The following is an 18,353-nucleotide window of genomic DNA, read 5'->3' as shown; positions in this document are numbered from 1 at the left end:
TACAATGAAGTTGGGTATAAATTCTAATATCCCGGTCGAGACACGAAGGTGAATTGCTTGCGGCTGTAGAAAATATTGTTGACCAGTACGAATTCCTTGCCGTAATGCTCGATGAATCCGATGTCGCTATGCATTCTGCCGCAGTAAATCTGCACGGGCACTTCGGAACTCATATGATCTTGGAAGTGCCGGTCATCATAGATCATCTGTCCGTTCATGTACACGTCAATTCACTCCATTCTTGAATGTTGTTTGTATTCATTAGGACACGCGGAAGGTGTCAAACGTTGCATGCGGAGAAAATTTTTTTGTAGGATCGACAGACGGAGGTTGAATAAAAGGATGAAATGGATCGTCGGACTGGGGAACCCTGGTGCCGAATACGCGAATACGCGGCATAATGTCGGATTCATGGTGATCGACGAGCTTGCCCGAAAGCACGGCTCGGACGTGAGCGGCAACAAGTGCAAAGCGCGGACGGGCGAGGTGCGCATTCTGGGAGAGAAGATCGCGCTGATCAAGCCGATGACGTATATGAACTTATCGGGCGAATCGGTTCGAGCCTTCATGGATTATTACAAGGTTAAGCTCGAGGATCTCATCGTCGTCTACGACGATCTCGATACGGAAGTTGGCCGGATCAGGCTGAGGTATCAAGGCAGCGCAGGCGGACACAACGGAATCAAATCGATCATCCAGCATACGGGCACGCAGACGTTCAACCGGATCAGGATCGGAATATCGAGACCGAAGCCGGGCATCGTCATATCCGATTACGTGCTTTCGCCGTTCGCGAAAGCCGAGCAAACGGACGTTCGCCGAATGGTCGAGGAGGCGTGCGAGGCGATCGAATACGCAGTCTCGCATACGTTCGAGCAGACGATGGCGAAGTTCAACTCGACCGCAACCGGCAAAGAGCAAGCTTAAAACGAAGTCCCTCGGGGCATACTGAAGCTGAAGACGGCGATTGCCGAATAACCCTGCTTCAGGAGGCATACATATGGCTGTAAACTACGTTTGCCGGCATTGCCAGATGTCGTTAGGACGGTTCGAAAGCGCGGAAGTATCGGAGTATCGTCTAGGCTTCCAATTCTTGACCGCCGAAGAGCGAAAGCGTATAATTGCGTATAATTCGAACGGGGACGTGACCGTACGGTTAATATGCGACTATTGCAGCCAGACGTTGGATGCTCATCCCGAGCTGGCTTTATTATCGAATCCATTGCAATAATCGCTGCATTATCACGTTCCGACACCGTCATGGAGGCCTTGGCATGAGCCGGGGCTTTTTCCTATGATTCATACGGAGCGGACCCACTGGAAGGAAGGGGAAAATGCCATGAAACCGCTCATCCAGTCCATGGTTGCGGATCCCGATCTAGTTAGCATTCTTGGCGGGTTGCGGGGTGGCATGCGCGAGCAGCTTGTAGCCGGTCTGTCCGGTTCCGCTCGCCAGGCGGCAATCGCCGCGTTGTACCGCGAGCTTAAGCGGCCGATGCTCATCGTAACGCATAATATGTTCTCCGCTCAGAAGATGGCGGACGACTTGCAAGAATGTTTGTCCCCGGAGGAAGTGCTGATTTACCCGGCGAACGAGTTGATCGCCGCGGAGACAGCCATCTCGAGTCCGGAGACGTCAGCTAGACGATTAGATGTATTGCTCAAGCTTGCGGAAGGCTTCCGCGGGCTTGTTGTCGTTCCGTTCGCCGGCGTAAGGAGGTTCCAGCCCGACAGCAAATCGATGGCCGAGGCGAGAATCGAGCTCCAAGTCGGCCAGACGCTGCCGATGGAGCAATTCCTCCGCTCTATGATCGAGTTAGGATATGAACGCGTAGACCGCGTCGAACAGAAAGGACATCTGAGCGTGCGCGGGGGAATCGTCGACTTTTTCCCGCTGGCCTCCGCTAACGCGTACCGCGTGGAATGGTTCGACGACGAGATCGATTCGATCCGTACGTTCGATCCGACGGATCAGCGTTCCATCGACAAGCTGGACCGCTATTTGGTGCGGCCATGCAGAGAATGGGTAGCGGGCGAACGCAGGTTCAAGAACGCGGCGCAGCATGCGCACGACTTGCTCGATAAACAGCTGGAGAAAATGAGCGACCGTCAGGCGAAAGAGCGACTTGGTTCCGAAATTTCCCGGGAAATCGATCTTTTGCGACAAAATGTGTACTTTTCCGAAATCTACAAATATATTTCCTTGCTCTATCCGGAACGTCAAACGCTGCTCGACTATATTCCTCAGGACACGATCGTGCTCATGGACGAGCCGAATCGATTGGCGGAGACCGCTCGGCAATTGGAGAGGGACGAGTCCGAGTGGACGACTCATCTGCTCCAACAGGGCAAATCCTTGCCAGGCTTCGTACTCGCGGTCCCGGCCGATCAGGCGCTCTACCCGAAAGGATATCAGATCGTCTATATGTCGTTGTTCGTCCGGCAAATCCCGCATACCCAACCGCAGAATATCGTGAACTTCGTTTGCCGCTCGATGCAAAACTTTCATGGGCAGATGAACGTACTTAAAGCAGAGATGGAGCGTTGGAAGAAGAGCGGATCTCGCATTTACATGCTTGCCGGAAATACCGAGCGGGCGGATCGCATGAGGCGCGTTCTCGAAGACTATCAAATCGAGCCTCCGGAAATTCTGCAAGGCAATCTGCAGAGCGGGTTCGAGCTGCCATCCATTAAACTGGTCGTCATTACCGAAGGGGAGATGTTCACTCAGAAGCAGCGGAAGGCAAGGCGCGTGGACCGGCACCTCGATAACGCGGAGCGGATCAAGAGCTATACCGAGCTTAAGGTCGGAGACTACGTCGTTCATCAGAACCACGGCATCGGTAAATACCTCGGCATCGGCACGCTCGAGCTCGGCGGCATTCACAAGGACTATCTTCATATCGTCTACGCCGGCGGAGATCGACTATCCGTTCCGGTAGAGCAATTCGATCTTATTCAGAAATACATCGGCTCCGAAGAGAAGGAGCCCAAAGTCAGCAAGCTCGGCGGCGCGGAATGGAACCGGGTCAAGTCGAAGGTTCGCAGCTCGGTGCAGGATATCGCCGACGACTTGATCAAGCTGTACGCCGAGCGGCAGTCGACGGCGGGGTTCGGGTTCGGAGAGGACACGCCGTATCAGCAGGAGTTCGAGGCGATGTTCCCGTACGACGAGACGGCGGACCAGCTTCGCGCGATTCTAGAGATCAAGAAGGATATGATGCAGTCTCGTCCGATGGACCGGCTGCTGTGCGGAGACGTCGGGTACGGCAAGACGGAAGTCGCGATTCGCGCGGCGTTCAAGGCGGCGATCGAAGGCAAGCAAGTGGCGGTGCTCGTACCTACGACGATTCTGGCGCAGCAGCATTACGAGACGTTCCGCGAGCGCTTCTCAGGCTATCCGTTCAACATTAAAGTGCTCAGCCGGTTCCGCTCCCGCAAGGAGCAGACGGATACGATGAAAGGGCTGAAGGCCGGCACGGTCGACGTCGTTATCGGCACGCACAGGCTGCTTTCGCAGGATGTCGTGTTCAAGGATCTCGGACTGCTCATCGTGGATGAGGAGCAGCGGTTTGGGGTAACCCATAAGGAAAAGCTTAAGAAAATCAAGACCAACGTAGACGTCTTGACGCTTACCGCAACGCCGATCCCGCGGACGCTTCACATGTCGATGCTAGGCGTGCGGGACCTATCGGTTATCGAGACGCCGCCCGAGAACCGGTTCCCCGTTCAGACGTACGTCGTCGAATACAGCCCGACGCTCGTGCGGGAGGCGGTGGAGCGGGAACTCGCCCGCGACGGTCAAGTCTATTACCTGTACAACCGCGTGCAAGGAATCTATCAAATGGCCGAGCAGATTAGCGCGCTCGTTCCGAACGCCCGCGTAGCCGTCGGCCACGGGCAGATGAGCGAGCAAGAGCTGGAACGTACGATCCTCGATTTCCTTGACGGGGAATACGACGTTCTCGTGAGCACGAGCATCATCGAGACGGGCGTCGATATTCCGAACGTGAACACGCTTATCGTCCACGATGCGGACAAGATGGGCTTGTCCCAGCTGTATCAGCTGCGCGGCCGCGTCGGTCGGTCTAACCGGATCGCCTATGCTTATTTCACCTATCAGCGGGATAAGGTGCTTACCGAGGTGGCGGAGAAACGGCTGCAATCGATCAAGGAGTTCACGGAGCTTGGCTCCGGCTTCAAGATCGCGATGCGCGACTTGTCGATCCGCGGAGCAGGCAACTTGCTCGGCGCGGAGCAGCACGGCTTTATCGCCAGCGTCGGCTTCGATCTCTACTCGCAGATGCTGACCGAGGAAATTCAAAGCCGCAAGCTGCAGATGGGCGGAGAAGCGCTTCCGCCGCAGCAGGTGAACACGCAGCTTGATCTGGGCGTGGATGCGTATTTGCCTCCGGATTATATCTACGACAGCATTCAGAAGATCGAGATTTACAAGAAGGTAGCAACGGCATCGTCGCTGGAGGACGTGAGCGATCTCTTCGAAGAGCTGATCGACCGGTTCGGAGAGCCGCCTAAGGCGGTGCTGAACTTGCTCGCCGTCGCGAGGATTAAGGTTCACGGCCGCCGGTACGGCATCGAGTCCATCATCCGTCGCGGGGACGAGATCACGTTGAAGATCGAGGAACGCCGCCGGGACGATATCGATCACGCGAAGCTTAAGTCGATGGAGTCGAAATTCCAAGGACGCATGACGAGCGCGGTCAACGCGCAACAGCTTCTCGTTCGATTCAAGATTCGCGGATTCGATGAGAACGCTTTATTAGCGTTAATCGAGCAGTTTCTGTTACAATATAAAGAAGCGACAAAATCGAAGGGGGAACTACAGGATGTTGCACCATAAGCGCATGCCATATCGTCGGTTAGGCACTTTGCTGCTGACGGCTGGTATGCTTAGCGCGCTCTTGACCGGATGCGGCAAGAATAAGGACGGGGACTATCCGGGATCGAGCAAAGGGGACGTAATCGCCACCTATAAGGACGGCGGCAAGGTTACGGCCACCGAGTACGACAAATATGCGGCAGCCCAGGCTTTCACGAGCCCGGATAAAGCCATGTATATGCAGATCGAGGAACTGAAGGAAAACTTCGTTAAGCAGTACATCGTCTCTAAAGTACTCGCGCCTCAAATCTCCGACGCCGACAAGAAGACGGTTAACGACGGGGTCGACGAATTCGAGAAACAGCTGAAAGCCGAGCTGGACGGCGCTTCGGGGAATCAGTTGAAGTCGTATTTGGACGAGAGCAAGCTGTCCGCGGGCGATGTGGCTAAGATCTACAAGCATGATTATTCCTTCCGATTGTATTACATTAATAAGGTGAACGAGTTAAAGCCTAACGTGACGGAAGACGAATTAAAAGCGCAGTATGACAAAGATCCTTCGGCGTTCAACGTCGCAACCGTTCGCCATATCCTGATTAAAGCGACGGACCCGACGACGCAGCAAACGGTCCGGACGGATGAAGAGGCGCTCAAGATCGCGAAGGACGTCAAGGCTAAGCTTGATGCCGGCGGCGACTGGAACGCGCTTGCGAAGGAGTTCTCGGAAGACGACGGTTCTAAGGATAACGGCGGCTTATATGAGAACGCGGAGGTTAACGGCTGGGTACAAGGCTTTAAAGACGCCGCTAACACGCAAGAGATCGGCGTGATCGGAGATCCGGTGCAAACCGAATTCGGCTATCACGTCATTAAAGTCGAAAGCCGCACGGCAACGGCGTTCGATAAGCTGACGGATGCGAATAAGGATACGTTGAAATCGGTGGTCGCTCAGACGAAAACCGGAGATTTCCTTACGGCTGAACAGGACAAGCTGGGAATCAAGGTTACGCTACCGGCGCCGGCGGAGTCGCCAAGCGCTTCTCCTAGCGCATCCCCGAGCGTATCGCCATCGGCTTCGGCGAAGTAATCTCAGCAAACCTCCTATAACGAAAGACGTGTTCCGAAACCATGATCGCGCTTGACGATCTGTTCGGAACACGTCTTTTTTTTGTGTGACAATCATTCAAGCCGTTAATTAAATCTGTCGCATATTGTCATAAATGGATCGACGATGGTATGATTACCTTGCTAACTTCCAATATATTCCGAAACTATAATCGCGGAGGTATCATACGTTGTCAAGCTTCTATTATCAACGCTCCCCAAGACTGCTCACGGGATCGGCCAATGAACAAATCCAAATACACCGTCCGCCGTCGATGCCGTCTAAACCGAGCATGAATATCATTACGTTGATTATTCCGATTATCTCCACTCTTATTGGAGCAATCGCCATGATTACGCTATCGCGCAGAATGAGCGCGAATCCCAACTATTTGCTGCTGCAGATCATAACCGTAGGGACCATGGCTATGACCTATACGGTTCCGTTAATCACCTATTTCCAGAACAAATGGAATTACCGGCGCGACGTTATTAAAAGAGAAAAGTCTTATCAGGCTTATTTGGACGAGCAACGCGAAATGCTGCAGCAAATGAAAAACGAAATCGTGATCGACTGGCACCAGACCCATCCGGAGTCGAGCTTCTGCTTACAATGGACGTTGGAGCGGAACCGTTGCTTGTGGGAGCGCATTCCTCAGGATCGGGACTTCTTGAAGCTCAGGAGCGGATTGGGAACCGTGCCAAGCGAATTGAACATCACCGTTCCGAAACAAGAGGGAATCGAGAAAGAACCGTTGATTGAAAAAGCAAGAGATATGACGGAAAAGTTCATCAGCATTGCGGAGGCTCCCGTCCCTCTCGATCTTAAGAAGTTCCGGGTCGTCGGATTAGTCGGAGAGTCCAAGGGTTTGGATGATTTAGCGCGGGCCATTATGGCTCAAACGGCTACCCATCATTCCCCCGACGAAGTGAAAATCGTTTCTTTCTATAACGACTCCAAGTCGCAGGACTGGGAAATTGAGTATAAGATTGGTGAAGGAGATTGGCAAGTAAAAAGATTTATTAATAAGCCAGGAGGAGAATAGGCATGGATGAAAATAAGTTAGGAAATTTATATCAAAAAATTGTTCAAACAGTAATAGAAACTATTCCAGAAGAGTGGTCTAAAGTTTATCTATATGGTGAAATTACTGAGGATGTGGGCAACACATATTTCTATTACTATCCTGTTAACAATGATCTACCGGTTCAAAGCCACAGTATACCAAAAATTTATGAAGTTGAAGAAGAAGAATACGAGAGATTATGGGAACAATTGTTACATAATTTGGAGGAATTGTGGCATGAATTTAAAAGTAATGATCGGGAGCCCTGGACAAATCTCACTATGATTTTTAATAGAGAAGGTAACTTTAAAATTGACTATGATTATGAGGATCTAACAGATGCTAACGACCATGAACGAGTTATTATTTGGAAGCACAAGTATCTTAATCTGTGGCCCTCAGGTGAAGATGATAAAAAGTTTTTAGAAGAATATTTAAAAAGCAATAATGAGATGTAACTACCAATACCAATAGACTACAAAGGCTTATTCCAACTTACTATGTAAGGAAGAATGAGCTTTTTTGCATAGGTTGAAGACGATCGTCAGTATGACGCTGGACTTCGTCCCCGTTCTGGGCAACATCAAAGGCGTCATCGAAGCCGTATCCGGCCGGGATCTGATCACCGGCGAGAATCTTGCGACATGGGAGAGAGGACTTGCCATTCTCGGCCCGCTCGGCAAAGGGGTTAAGACAGGGGCGAAGCTGGCGAAGTTCTCTAATGAAGCCATCGGCACGGCGACCAAAGCCGTGGACCGAAGCGTGAAAGCGCTGGGCGTCGCCGACAATACCGCAACCTACGGAAGGATGGCTGCGCGCGTCGCCTCCGACGGGGTAGGCGCGGTTGCGACGGATGTCGCGCAGATGTTGCTGACGGGCGCAGGCTCTGCTTTCTTGGCCAAGCAAGCCGCTAAGCTGGGGGACAAAACGGTCAAGAAGGGCCTCGGAGTGATCGGAGGCGTAGCTTCCAACGCGAACCGGCGCAACAACCGCAGCAGCGGCGGAGGAACCGACAGCCCAACGAAGCAAAGCGCCGCCTATGCAGGCACCGGAGGCAAAGGGGAAGATCCGAAGAAGGACTCTGTCACAAGCCCTCCTAAGACCACGACGGGATATAGTGGGAGTGGTACAGGCGGGAATGGTACTAAGGGTACGGGTGAAGGTGAGTCAAATAAAGCCCCATCACCTACAAAAGTTAACTATGGGGATCATTTCACAAAGCAAGGTAGAAAAAAAGCACTAAAACCAAATGTAGAATACAAATCGCCTGACGGCTATACTTATCGAACAGATAGTCACGGTCGCATTGTAGAATGTGAAGGAGATCTTGTACTTGGTTCAGCAGAACGAAATGAGTATGCACAAAGGACAGTAGGAGGAAAAGATAGGCTGCCTGACGATGATGGCGGCCACTTAATTGGAGCTCAGTTTCGGGGGCTAAAAGATATTGATAATTTAGTTCCGCAAAACAGCCAGATTAATCGAAGCGGTGGAAAGTGGTTTGAAATGGAAACGGAATGGGCAAATGCTCTAAAAGAAATACCGCCTAAAAAAGTTACAGTAAAAATAGATCCGGTCTATTCGGGAGATTCAATGAGACCGGATTTATTCAAAGTCACTTATCAAATAGATAACAAAAGAGCAGTCACTAAAAGAATACTAAACCAACCGGGAGGTTAATGAGATGGAAAAGAGGATGAATGAATTATATAGAACAATTGCAGAAACCATAGATCAAATGATACCAGAAGACTGGGAAGAATTTTATTTTAATGGTGAGGTGGAAAACGGGGAAGGAGGGGTTTTCTTTTTCTTTATGCCTATTAATGGAGATGACTATGTCTATTCTTTAGATATACCAAGCAGATACAATATGAATTCGCATGAATATAACCAACTAGAGAATAAATTGTTTGAAGTTACAAATGATCTGAAGAATGTATTTTTAGAATATGGACAAGAACCCTGGTTTTCAATGACGATGAAACTTACATCTGAAGGAAAATTAAGTATTGAATATGATTATACAAGATGGGGAGAATCTAATTTTGGTCCTTCCGATAGGTTGGAATATTGGGAGAGTAAGTACCTAAATAATATTCCACAAGATGAAGTTGATAGAATTAAAATTGATAAAATGAAGGAATTTGAAAATAACAATAGCGATGATTTTAACGGTGAATCGAAGACTTAACTAAAAAGTTTCTCAAACGGAAGGTCATCGTTTCCGGCCGGCGAGAAGCTTGCGACAAAGGAGAGGGAACTTGCGCTGCTTGGCCCTCTCGGCAAAGGGGAAGATCCGAAGAAGGACTCTGGCACAACCCCTCCTAAGACCACGACGGGATATAATGGGGGTGGTACAGGCGGCAATGGCACTAAGGGTACGGGTAAAGCTGAGTCAAATATAGCCCCATCACCTACAAAAGTTAACTATGGGGATCATTTTACAAAAGAAAAACGGCAGAAAGTCTTAAAGCCAAATGTAGAGTATACTACACCATCAGGACACACATACAAAACCGACTACAAAGGCCGTATAATTAGCGCGGAAGGTAATTTAAAGTTAGGAAATGAAAAGAGAAATAATCATGCCCAAAGGGTATCTGGCCGTAAAGACCGAAGAAAGACTGATGAGGGTGGACATTTAATTGCAAGTATATTTGAAGGATCAGGCGGACTTGATAACCTTGTACCTATGGATGGAAACCTGAATAAAGGTGAATGGAAGAAGCTTGAGACAATGTGGGCAAAACAACTTGATAAAGGAAGATCCGTAGAAGTAAATATAAAGCCAATATACAAAGGGGATTCCCAACGCCCTGACAGCTTTGAAATTATTCAAGTGGTAAATGGAAAACGGCTTTCGCCCGTTAAATTTAAGAATAACCCGGGAGGAAAATAGATGGAAACAGAAAAAGCGACCGAGCTTTACCAACATATCGCGATTACAATAAATGAAATAATTCCAGAAGAATGGATAAAGGTTTTCATTTATGCAGAAGTCTTGGAAGACGTTTCAAAGGTCACCTTTCATTACATTACTGATAGTGGAAACAATCCCATAAATATGCACGAAATACCAGAACTCTTTGAACTTGATGAAAATAAAATAGATGAATTGCGTTATAAATTAAACGATTATTTTGAAGAGCTATGGAATGAATTTCATAACAATAACCAAGAGCCTTGGACAAACTTAACCATGTATCTTGATAATACCGGTGATTTCAAAATCGACTATAGCTACGAAGATTTGTCAGATGCCGACGACTATGAGAGAAGTATAATTTGGGAACATAAATATTTAGGCATTACTCCGGATGATGAAGATGATAAAAAGTTCTTAGATAATTACCTTAAAGCTACAAAAGGTAAATTATAAGCAAATTTCGTTACCTAGATCGAGTGCTCGACGGTAGCATCAAGAGGTGAAGGATTTTCTCCGCAGCTTCAATGTTGGTGAGGCCGTTCATCGGATTTAGTCGTTAATGCTTGAATTTTATCACCGAAATAATGGCTATTCTTTACAACGAACAGGTTGATTATGGTCAGATATCACCATGACTGACCTGTTTTTTGTACGTTGGTCTTATGCCAATCTGTATAATCAAAATTTATAGTAAACTTACCGTGTTTATCTAAACTCAAAGTAAATTAATACCATAATTATTGATCGTTCTCTATAAATATTTCACGCATTTTCTCTGCAAGGTCGAATAGTTTCATTTCGTTTTCTTCAAATTCTTTTTCATCAACTTGGAATTTTTGGGGTATTTTTAAACTATATTCAAACATCTCAGGATCATTAACTGGGCTATAAAAAAATAAGTGCCTCCTCCATCATTTGATACTTGTGCGTAAGAAAAAACATTGAGGTATTGTATCAAATAGAGGGGAGACGGCCAGTCAAGAAATCAATTAATAATCAAGCTGGAGGGTGATATAGTTGAGTATGGAAAATGAAATGAATCAAATATATAGAAATATTGCTGAAACGGTTAATGAAATGATCCCGGAAGAATGGAATATACTCTATTTCTATGCCCAAATTTCAGAAACAGGGGGAGGAACTTATTTCTTCTATAATACTCCTGAGGAGGTGCAAGACTTTAAATATAGTTTAGAAATTCCCTTTAACTATTCCATTGATAAAGAGCAGTATACGACGAAGGATAGAACTTTATTCGAACTGAGTGATAAACTAAGAAGAATTGTTATAAATCACGAACAAGAGCCTTGGTATTCCTTTATATTGGCATTGGATAATAATGGTAAGTTTAAGGTTCATTAGGACTATACAAATTGGTTCGATACCACATATAGTTTTGATGATCAATTACTTATTTGGGAATATAATATCTAGGAAACCAACCAGAAGATGAAAGGGATAAAGAATTGATCAAAAGGTATCTAAAAGAGTATCCCGAAAATCCGATATAAAATTAGTAGGAAATGCAAGGCTGTAACGTCGGGGCTTTTCGAGAATAACGCTTTAAGCTACTGTTTGTTTGGTGTGATTCCAGTTTGTAGAGTGACTAACCTATTTAATGTAACCTTATGTGCCACAATGCGAGTATTTCCGTGTTGTGGCTGTTCCTTTATATGTGGCGATGTGTAGAGGATACGGCAAAGTATATATTGATTCAGCAACATGAGCAAGGAACCGCTACTTCACAAAGGGGCGAAGCTGGCGAAGTTCGCTAATGAAGCCATCGGCACGGCGACCAAAGTCGTGGACCGAAGCGTGAAAGCGCTGTGCGTCGCCGACAATACCGCAACCTACGGAAGGATGGCTACGTGCATCGCCTCCGACGGGGTAGGCGCGGTAGCGACGGATGTCGCGCAGATGTTGCTGACGGGCGCAGGCTCAGCCTTCTTGGCCAAGCAAGCGGCTAAGCTCGGGGATCAGACGATCAAGAAGGGCCTCGGAGTGATCGGAGGCGTAGCTTCCAACGCGAACCGGCGCAACAACCGCAGCAGCGGCGGAGGAACCGACAGCCCAACGAAGCAAAGCGTCGCCTATGCTGGTAACGGAGGCAAAGGGGAAGATCCGAAGAAGGATTCTGGCACAACCCCTCCTAAGACCACGACGGGATATAATGGGAGTGGTACAGGCGGGAATGGTACTAAGGGTACGGGTGAAATTGTTTCACCTTCGAAAGCTCCTTCTAAAGTAAACTATGGAGATCAGTACACTAAAGATGGGCGTAAAAAGGTATTGAGACCAAATGTAGAATACACGACTCCAAATGGCCACACTTACTGCCAGATGTTAAAGGTCGTATTGTTCGTGTTGAAGGGAATCTTAATCTGGGAGATGGTAAGCGAAATAACCATGCACAAAAAGTGGCAGGACGTGAAGATAGGTTGCCTGATGACGAGGGTGGGCACTTGATTGCGAGTATTTTTAAAGGCTCTGGTAGTCAAGACAACCTTGTACCCATGAATGGTAACCTTAATAAAGGTGAATGAAAAAAATGGAAAACATGTGGGCAAAGCAACTCGAAAAAGGCAAGTCTGTGGAAGTAAAGATAACACCGGTATATAAAGGTGATTCTCAAAGACCTGTAAGTTTTGAAATAGAATATAAAATAGGCGAGGGTAAGTGGAAATATAAGGATTTTGAAAATAAACCTGGAGGTTAAAAATGGATGAATTAAAATTAAACACAATCTATCAAAAGATTGCAGCTACGGTAATTGAAACAATTCCAGAAGATTGGTCGAAAGTTTTTGTGTATGGTGAAGTCGCTGAGGATGTTCGAACCGCGTTCTTTTACTATTATCCGATCGATAGTAACATTCCAACTTATAGTCATGATATTCCAAATATTTGTGCGATGGAGAAGGAAGATTACAAAATACTATGGAGACAATTGCTCGACCATTTACAGGAACTTTGGAGAGAGTTTAATACAAATGGACAAGATGTATGGACAAATATTACTATGATATTCGATAATCAGGGTGACTTTAAAATCGACTATGATTATGAGGATTTATCAGAAGCAGATGATCATGAAAGAGGTATTATATGGGAATATAATCACTTAGGACTTATACCTGAAGATGAGGATGATAAAGAGTTTTTAGATAACCATCTTAAATCTTTAAAGGACGATACAGAAGAACAGGGGCTACCTAGTCACGATTAAACCCAACATTCAACCACAACACATAAAACCATATAATACCAGTGTTAAGTTTCCTCCATTTCGGTTATGCGCACATAAAACGCTAAATGCAGGAGGCTGAGATAATTGGAGAAAATGCTCAATGATTTATATAGACAGATAGCTGAAACGGTTAATGAAATGATTCCGGAACGTTGGGGAAAGTTTTATTTCTATGCTCAGATTTCCGATGATGGTGGTGGCACGTATTTTTATTACCAGCCTGAAACAGATTTGAGAAGTTATGAATACAGCCTTGAGATTCCCTTAAAATTTCAAGTTAACGAAAGGGAATTTAAATTAAGCAAAAAGAAGCTTTTGTCTTTATCCGAAAAGATGAGGGGAGTATTCAAAGATGAAGAGCAAGAACCGTGGTACTCCTTTACATTGTCTTTAGAACGATCAGGTAAATTAAACGTTCACTTCGATTATACAAACTGGTTTGAAACCAATTATAGTTTTAGTGACCAGTTTATTATCTGGAAGTACAAGTACTTAAATGAGATTCCCCAAGATTCGGCTTTACAAGAATTAATAAATAGATATTCGGAAGAATTTCCAGATAATCCAATCTAATCGACGGACTTGCTCTTTGGGGTTATTCCGTTTCATCAAGCAGGTCGATGATGGTCAGATGCCACCTCAATTGGCCTGTTTTTGTTATTTTCGTTTTCTTGCGGATTTTCAAAGGGCTGCGCGCGTCGCCTCCGACGGGGTAGGCGCGGTAGCGACGGATGTCGCGCAGATGTTGCTGACAGGTGCAGGCTCGGCCTTCTTGGCCAAGCAAGCCGCTAAGCTCGGGGATCAGACGATCAAGAAGGGCCTCCAAGCCATCGGAGGCGCGGCCTCCAACGCGAACCGGCGCAACAACCGCAGCAGCGGCGGAGGAACCGACAGCCCAACGAAGCAAAGCGCCTCCTATGCAGGCACCGGAGGCAAAGGGGAAGATCCGAAGAAGGAATCGGACACAAAACCACCTAAGTCCGTTGTAGTCCCACCTGCCTTCAAGCAAACTGAATTTTCCAGTCCATATGAAGCAAGACTTAATCAAACGCCTGCTCCTGAGAATCCAAAAGTGGGTTTTGAAGGAACGAGGGGTGAATCTATGTGTACTCTTAAACCACCACCAGACCAAGAGTTGAAGAAAATCTTAGATGAAGCAGGTATTAATGGTATAGAATATAGAAATGCAGTTCCCGACTTTTCGCCTGTTTCAAAGGCACAATTGGAAATTGACTATATGGTTGGCGGAACTCGAAAATTAAGTTCAAGCGCGAGAGAAATGAATTTTGTTCAAGCCGACCACAAGTTAGCAGACCAGCTTAATAAATCTCCTGATTTAGCACGTCAGTTTGGTTTAGAACCTGGAGAAATTACTGCCAAAGATATTAGGAAATATAGACTTGCGAATAAGTCAACATGGCATGAAGTGAATGATGCCAAAACAATACAACTTGTGCCCTCAGAAATAAATAGAGCATTTGGACATCTAGGTGGGGTAGGGGAGATAAACTCAGGAGCGTTTATGCCGGGTGGTTTCGCTGCAAACAAAAATAAGGAGAGACTAATAGATGAAAATTAACGATGCAATCTTTGGGGAGCTTGAGTATAACTATATTTGGTTTAGAGACATAACAATTGATTTTAACGGAAAAGAGACTGTAATTTCATTGAGTGTTAATGGTGAAGAAGATGGTAAGTTTGATGAAGTGCAATATGAAGCTTATAATGCGTTTATTAAAAATTGGAAGCAAATCCAGCATGACATCCTACAGCCTATTTTAGATTACTACAATAAAACCAGGTACGAGCTGGGTTACGATGTAGGCTTTAATGAAAATTATCCTGTAGTGGATACAACTGCTCAAATCCTCGAAATGGTAAAATTAGATGGAATATCGATTCCATATGGAGGAATTTATGAAGGGCGGGGGATTGGTTTAGCCTTTGAATGCACTTGGGATACAGAAAACGGATTAGGAGTTCTTCTAATTGATGAACAAGTTACAGAGGTAGGATATCAAGATGTAATAATGTAAACCGTATGCGCCACAATGCGAAAATTTCCGTGTTGTGGCCTTTCCTTTGTATGTGACGATGTTTAGAGGATATGGGGAATTTTTAATATTGGTTCCGCAACACGAGCAAGGAACCGCTACTTCACAAAGGGGCGAAGCTGGCGAAGTTCTCTAATGAAGCCATCGGCACGGCGACCAAAGTCGTGGACCGAAGCGTGAAAGCGCTCGGCGTCGCCGACAATACCGCAACCTACGGAAGGATGACTGCGCGCGTCGCTACTGACGGAGTAGGCGCGGTAGCGACGGATGTCGCGCAGATGGTGCTGACGGGCGCAGGCTCGGCCTTCTTGGCCAAGCAAGCGGCTAAGCTCGGGGATCAGACGATCAAGAAGGGCCTCGGAGTGATCGGAGGCGTAGCTTCCAACGCGAACCGGCGCAACAACCGCAGCAGCGGCGGAGGAACCGACAGCCCAACGAAGCAAAGCGCCCCCTATGCAGGCACCGGAGGCAAAGGGGAAGATCCGAAGAAGGATTCTGGCACAACCCCTCCTAAGACCACGACGGGATATAATGGGAGTGGTACAGGCGGGAATGGTACTAAGGGTACGGGTAAAGCTGAGTCAAATATAGCCCCATCACCTACAAAAGTTAACTATGGGGATCATTTCACAAAGCAAGGTAGAAAAAAAGCACTAAAACCAAATGTAGAATACAAATCGCCTGACGGCTATACTTATCGAACAGATAGTCACGGTCGCATTGTAGAATGTGAAGGAGATCTTGTACTTGGTTCAGCAGAACGAAATGAGTATGCACAAAGGACAGTAGGAGGAAAAGATAGGTTGCCTGACGATGATGGCGGCCACTTAATTGGAGCTCAGTTTCAGGGGCTAAAAGATATTGATAATTTAGTTCCGCAAAACAGCCAGATTAACCGTTCTGGCGGGGAATGGTTTAATATGGAGACTGAATGGGCAAATGCATTAAAAGAAACACCACCTAAAAGAGTTACTGTAAAAATTGATCCGGTCTATTTGGGAGATTCAATGAGGCCAGATATTTTTAGAATTACGTATGAAATTGAAGGTGAAGATTTGGTTAAGAAAATAATAAAAAATCAAGCAGGGGGATAATTGAAATGGAAGTACAATTGAATGAGCTTTACAGAGAGATAGCTATTACTGTAGACAAAATAATCCCCGAAAGTTGGGAAAAGTTTTATTTCTACGCACAAGTATCAAGTGATGGAGGAGGCACTTATTTTTTTTATAGCCCGGTTAATGATCCTGAGATTTATGAGTATAGCCTAAAAATACCCCAAAAATTCCAAGTTAATGAAAAAGATTTTGAAGAAAACGAAATGAAACTATTCGACCTTGCAGAGAAAATGCGTGAAATATTTAAAGAGAACGATCAGGAATTGTGGTATTCATTTACTTTGGGTTTGAATAAAGACGGCAAACTTACTATAAATTTCGATTACACAGATTGGCATAAGACTAATTACGGTTTCAGTGATCAACTAAAGATATGGAAGTACAAATATTTAAACATGATGCCTGTTGATGAGAGAGGGCAACAGTTAATAAGTAGATACCTGGAAGAGTATCCGAACAATCCAATTTAAAACACCTATAGGATGAATTAATCCCCCGAGCTATCCTGAATGTCATGGCACAGCGTTAATGCTAGGGTGTTCTAATAATGGATGAGCAAGACACAGAGATGGGATATCAAGATGTAATCATGTAAACCGTATGCGCCACAATGCGAAAATTTTCGTTTTGTGGCTTTTCTTTTGTATGTGACGAAGTCCAATCGCACAAAAATGATCACCGGCGAGAAGCTTGCGACATGGGAGAGAGGACTTGCCATTCTCGGCCCGCTCGGCAAAGGGGTTAAGACAGGGGCGAAGCTGGCGAAGTTCTCTAATGAAGCCATCGGCACGGCGACCAAAGTCGTGGACCGAAGCGTGAAAGCGCTGGGCGTCGCCGACAATACCGCAACCTACGGAAGGATGGCTGCGCGCGTCGCCTCCGACGGGGTAGGCGCGGTTGCGACGGATGTCGCGCAGATGTTGCTGACGGGCGCAGGCTCGGCCTTCTTGGCCAAGCAAGCGGCTAAGCTCGGGGATCAGACGATCAAGAAGGGCCTCGGAGTGATCGGAGGCGTAACCTCCAACGCAAACCGGCGCAACAACCGCAGCAGCGGCGGAGGAACCGACAGCCCAACGAAGCAAAGCGCCGCCTATGCAGGCACCGGAGGCAAAGGGGAAGATCCGAAGAAGGATTCTGGCGCAAGCCCACCTAAGACCACGACGGGATATAGTGGGGATGGTACAGGCGGGAATGGTGCTAAGGGGACGGGTGAAGTTGAAAGAGCAGCAGGAGGAATGCGTCAATCAGCATTACGTGAAATTACTGATGATGAAGCAACATTTATAAAAAATGAATTTGCAGAGATAGGTGGAGACCCCAAAAAATTAAGTTTTAATACTGGTAGAGGAACAAGTTATGTAGATAGAACAGATATGATAAATGTTCGTGGAGACATATTTCCTGTAGGGGGTGAAATTCACCCACGTTCTATAATGAGCGAACGTGCTGTATTGGCCCACGAATATTACGGACATGGTGCTTACAGAGGTACAAGTTTGAAACCAGGTGCATGGAATGATGAGTTTAGAGCAAGTTATATGGCAGCAAAGAATGCGCCAAATCTCTCTAAAATGGATAGAATACATTTAATACAAGATGCTATGGCTCGTGCTCAAGAAGCGGGTATACCCATAAAAATGAATAACTTTATGAGGGAGATATTATATGGATATTAATACAAACGATGGATTACCTGTCATTGATGAAAAGGCAGAGATGGAAAATGTAGATAAAGCGGCTGAGGATTATTTGGAAAAAGGGACCACTGATAGATGTTGTTTGCGTTGTGGAACAAAACTTATTCTTGATGATTACGGTTCTGGATACGTGATTAGATGTGAAACAAAAGACTGTTTGTATGTTACGTTCAGAGGTATTTGATTTTTTGGTTTCCAAAACCTCTGGCGGGGCTACTCAGTGCCGAACGAACCCATCATTCAACCAGTAACACATATAACCCATGTAATACCCGTATAAAGATTTCGTCATCTCGTT

At 46.4% G+C, this 18,353-nt stretch carries 19 protein-coding genes and 4 pseudogenes; 21 read left to right on the top strand and 2 right to left on the bottom strand.

Translation table 11 applies throughout. The features are described 5' to 3' along the window. Window positions 1-23: 23 nt before the first annotated feature. The gene (locus COHPA_RS0113630; protein WP_211237900.1) at window positions 24-218 is read right to left on the bottom strand and encodes a hypothetical protein; all 195 of its coding nucleotides are present in this window, start codon (window positions 216-218) and stop codon (window positions 24-26) included. A gap of 124 nt (window positions 219-342) precedes the next feature. Here COHPA_RS0113630 and pth point away from each other — a divergent pair, with 124 nt between their 5' ends. From pth to COHPA_RS0113580, 10 genes are all read left to right on the top strand, one after another. Beyond that, complete coding sequence (pth, locus tag COHPA_RS0113625; protein ID WP_027086713.1) at window positions 343-927, top strand: aminoacyl-tRNA hydrolase; 585 nt, start codon at window positions 343-345, stop codon at window positions 925-927. A 73-nt stretch (window positions 928-1,000) separates the two neighbouring features. Further along, the gene (fin, locus tag COHPA_RS0113620; protein WP_027086712.1) at window positions 1,001-1,231 is read left to right on the top strand and encodes an anti-sigma-F factor Fin; all 231 of its coding nucleotides are present in this window, start codon (window positions 1,001-1,003) and stop codon (window positions 1,229-1,231) included. A gap of 108 nt (window positions 1,232-1,339) precedes the next feature. Continuing rightward, window positions 1,340-4,861, top strand: a complete 3,522-nt coding sequence (gene mfd / locus COHPA_RS0113615) for a transcription-repair coupling factor (RefSeq protein ID WP_035120883.1) — start codon at window positions 1,340-1,342, stop codon at window positions 4,859-4,861. Then, entirely contained in the window at window positions 4,848-5,927 is a 1,080-nt protein-coding gene (locus tag COHPA_RS0113610) for a peptidylprolyl isomerase (RefSeq protein WP_027086710.1), read from the top strand. Before mfd ends, COHPA_RS0113610 begins: the two co-directional genes overlap by 14 nt. A gap of 325 nt (window positions 5,928-6,252) precedes the next feature. Then, a complete protein-coding gene (locus COHPA_RS0113605) occupies window positions 6,253-6,990 on the top strand; it encodes a hypothetical protein (protein WP_156926668.1) in 738 nt (245 codons plus the stop codon). A 2-nt stretch (window positions 6,991-6,992) separates the two neighbouring features. Continuing rightward, on the top strand, window positions 6,993-7,469 hold the full coding sequence (locus tag COHPA_RS0113600; protein ID WP_027086708.1) for an immunity protein YezG family protein: 477 nt from the start codon (window positions 6,993-6,995) through the stop codon (window positions 7,467-7,469). 73 nt (window positions 7,470-7,542) lie between these two features. Next, a complete protein-coding gene (locus tag COHPA_RS26320; RefSeq protein WP_156926667.1) occupies window positions 7,543-8,691 on the top strand; it encodes a DNA/RNA non-specific endonuclease in 1,149 nt (382 codons plus the stop codon). A gap of 4 nt (window positions 8,692-8,695) precedes the next feature. Continuing rightward, window positions 8,696-9,205 (top strand): immunity protein YezG family protein, encoded by a 510-nt coding sequence (locus COHPA_RS0113590; RefSeq protein ID WP_027086706.1) that lies wholly within the window; start codon window positions 8,696-8,698, stop codon window positions 9,203-9,205. A gap of 75 nt (window positions 9,206-9,280) precedes the next feature. Then, window positions 9,281-9,913, top strand: coding sequence for a DNA/RNA non-specific endonuclease (locus tag COHPA_RS26110; RefSeq protein ID WP_084760684.1), 633 nt, complete (start codon window positions 9,281-9,283; stop codon window positions 9,911-9,913). Next, entirely contained in the window at window positions 9,914-10,393 is a 480-nt protein-coding gene (locus COHPA_RS0113580) for an immunity protein YezG family protein (protein ID WP_027086704.1), read from the top strand. 173 nt (window positions 10,394-10,566) lie between these two features. Here the strand turns inward: COHPA_RS0113580 and COHPA_RS26105 are convergent. After that, window positions 10,567-10,830 (bottom strand): annotated as a pseudogene (locus COHPA_RS26105) (immunity protein YezG family protein); the annotation flags it as partial. Between the two features lie 133 nt (window positions 10,831-10,963). Here COHPA_RS26105 and COHPA_RS23515 point away from each other — a divergent pair. From COHPA_RS23515 to COHPA_RS0113525, 11 genes and pseudogenes are all read left to right on the top strand, one after another. Continuing rightward, window positions 10,964-11,451 (top strand): annotated as a pseudogene (locus COHPA_RS23515) (immunity protein YezG family protein). Between the two features lie 211 nt (window positions 11,452-11,662). After that, window positions 11,663-12,406 (top strand): hypothetical protein, encoded by a 744-nt coding sequence (locus tag COHPA_RS24845; protein WP_027086702.1) that lies wholly within the window; start codon window positions 11,663-11,665, stop codon window positions 12,404-12,406. Next, window positions 12,295-12,656 (top strand): annotated as a pseudogene (locus COHPA_RS26100) (DNA/RNA non-specific endonuclease). Before COHPA_RS24845 ends, COHPA_RS26100 begins: the two are co-directional and overlap by 112 nt. A 2-nt stretch (window positions 12,657-12,658) precedes the next feature. Continuing rightward, window positions 12,659-13,165: an antitoxin YezG family protein gene (locus tag COHPA_RS0113560; RefSeq protein WP_027086701.1), complete on the top strand. Its 507-nt coding sequence runs from the start codon at window positions 12,659-12,661 to the stop codon at window positions 13,163-13,165. A gap of 105 nt (window positions 13,166-13,270) precedes the next feature. Continuing rightward, window positions 13,271-13,759 carry an antitoxin YezG family protein gene (locus tag COHPA_RS0113555; RefSeq protein WP_027086700.1) on the top strand — a complete coding sequence of 163 codons (489 nt, stop codon included), beginning with the start codon at window positions 13,271-13,273 and terminating at the stop codon, window positions 13,757-13,759. Between the two features lie 415 nt (window positions 13,760-14,174). Beyond that, window positions 14,175-14,765 (top strand): annotated as a pseudogene (locus COHPA_RS26485) (HNH endonuclease); the annotation flags it as partial. Beyond that, window positions 14,755-15,222 (top strand): DUF6985 domain-containing protein, encoded by a 468-nt coding sequence (locus COHPA_RS0113545; protein WP_027086698.1) that lies wholly within the window; start codon window positions 14,755-14,757, stop codon window positions 15,220-15,222. The pseudogene COHPA_RS26485 and the gene COHPA_RS0113545, both read left to right, overlap by 11 nt. Window positions 15,223-15,518: 296 nt before the next feature. After that, entirely contained in the window at window positions 15,519-16,334 is an 816-nt protein-coding gene (locus COHPA_RS24840) for a DNA/RNA non-specific endonuclease (protein ID WP_245590302.1), read from the top strand. 5 nt (window positions 16,335-16,339) lie between these two features. Beyond that, a complete protein-coding gene (locus COHPA_RS0113535; protein WP_027086696.1) occupies window positions 16,340-16,828 on the top strand; it encodes an immunity protein YezG family protein in 489 nt (162 codons plus the stop codon). A gap of 159 nt (window positions 16,829-16,987) precedes the next feature. After that, the gene (locus COHPA_RS0113530) at window positions 16,988-18,034 is read left to right on the top strand and encodes a hypothetical protein (protein ID WP_156926665.1); all 1,047 of its coding nucleotides are present in this window, start codon (window positions 16,988-16,990) and stop codon (window positions 18,032-18,034) included. Continuing rightward, complete coding sequence (locus COHPA_RS0113525; RefSeq protein WP_027086694.1) at window positions 18,024-18,239, top strand: hypothetical protein; 216 nt, start codon at window positions 18,024-18,026, stop codon at window positions 18,237-18,239. The genes COHPA_RS0113530 and COHPA_RS0113525 overlap by 11 nt, the downstream gene beginning before the upstream one ends. Window positions 18,240-18,353: the final 114 nt, after the last annotated feature.

Source organism: Cohnella panacarvi Gsoil 349 (genome assembly GCF_000515335.1).
In the GTDB taxonomy this organism is placed as follows: Bacteria; Bacillota; Bacilli; order Paenibacillales; family Paenibacillaceae; genus Cohnella; species Cohnella panacarvi.
Note: the sequence above shows the minus strand (reverse complement) of the source record. Positions and strands in the feature narration are given on the sequence as shown.

Coding starts and splice junctions, on each gene's coding strand:
- COHPA_RS0113600 (WP_027086708.1), top strand. CDS start 6,993: ATGGATGAAAATAAGTTAGGAAATTTATATCAAAAAATTGTTCAAACA.
- COHPA_RS24845 (WP_027086702.1), top strand. CDS start 11,663: ATGAGCAAGGAACCGCTACTTCACAAAGGGGCGAAGCTGGCGAAGTTC.
- fin (WP_027086712.1), top strand. CDS start 1,001: ATGGCTGTAAACTACGTTTGCCGGCATTGCCAGATGTCGTTAGGACGG.
- COHPA_RS0113610 (WP_027086710.1), top strand. CDS start 4,848: ATGTTGCACCATAAGCGCATGCCATATCGTCGGTTAGGCACTTTGCTG.
- COHPA_RS0113535 (WP_027086696.1), top strand. CDS start 16,340: ATGGAAGTACAATTGAATGAGCTTTACAGAGAGATAGCTATTACTGTA.
- COHPA_RS0113630 (WP_211237900.1), bottom strand. CDS start 218: ATGAACGGACAGATGATCTATGATGACCGGCACTTCCAAGATCATATG.
- COHPA_RS0113525 (WP_027086694.1), top strand. CDS start 18,024: ATGGATATTAATACAAACGATGGATTACCTGTCATTGATGAAAAGGCA.
- COHPA_RS0113560 (WP_027086701.1), top strand. CDS start 12,659: ATGGATGAATTAAAATTAAACACAATCTATCAAAAGATTGCAGCTACG.
- COHPA_RS0113580 (WP_027086704.1), top strand. CDS start 9,914: ATGGAAACAGAAAAAGCGACCGAGCTTTACCAACATATCGCGATTACA.
- COHPA_RS24840 (WP_245590302.1), top strand. CDS start 15,519: ATGGTGCTGACGGGCGCAGGCTCGGCCTTCTTGGCCAAGCAAGCGGCT.
- COHPA_RS0113545 (WP_027086698.1), top strand. CDS start 14,755: ATGAAAATTAACGATGCAATCTTTGGGGAGCTTGAGTATAACTATATT.
- pth (WP_027086713.1), top strand. CDS start 343: ATGAAATGGATCGTCGGACTGGGGAACCCTGGTGCCGAATACGCGAAT.
- mfd (WP_035120883.1), top strand. CDS start 1,340: ATGAAACCGCTCATCCAGTCCATGGTTGCGGATCCCGATCTAGTTAGC.
- COHPA_RS0113590 (WP_027086706.1), top strand. CDS start 8,696: ATGGAAAAGAGGATGAATGAATTATATAGAACAATTGCAGAAACCATA.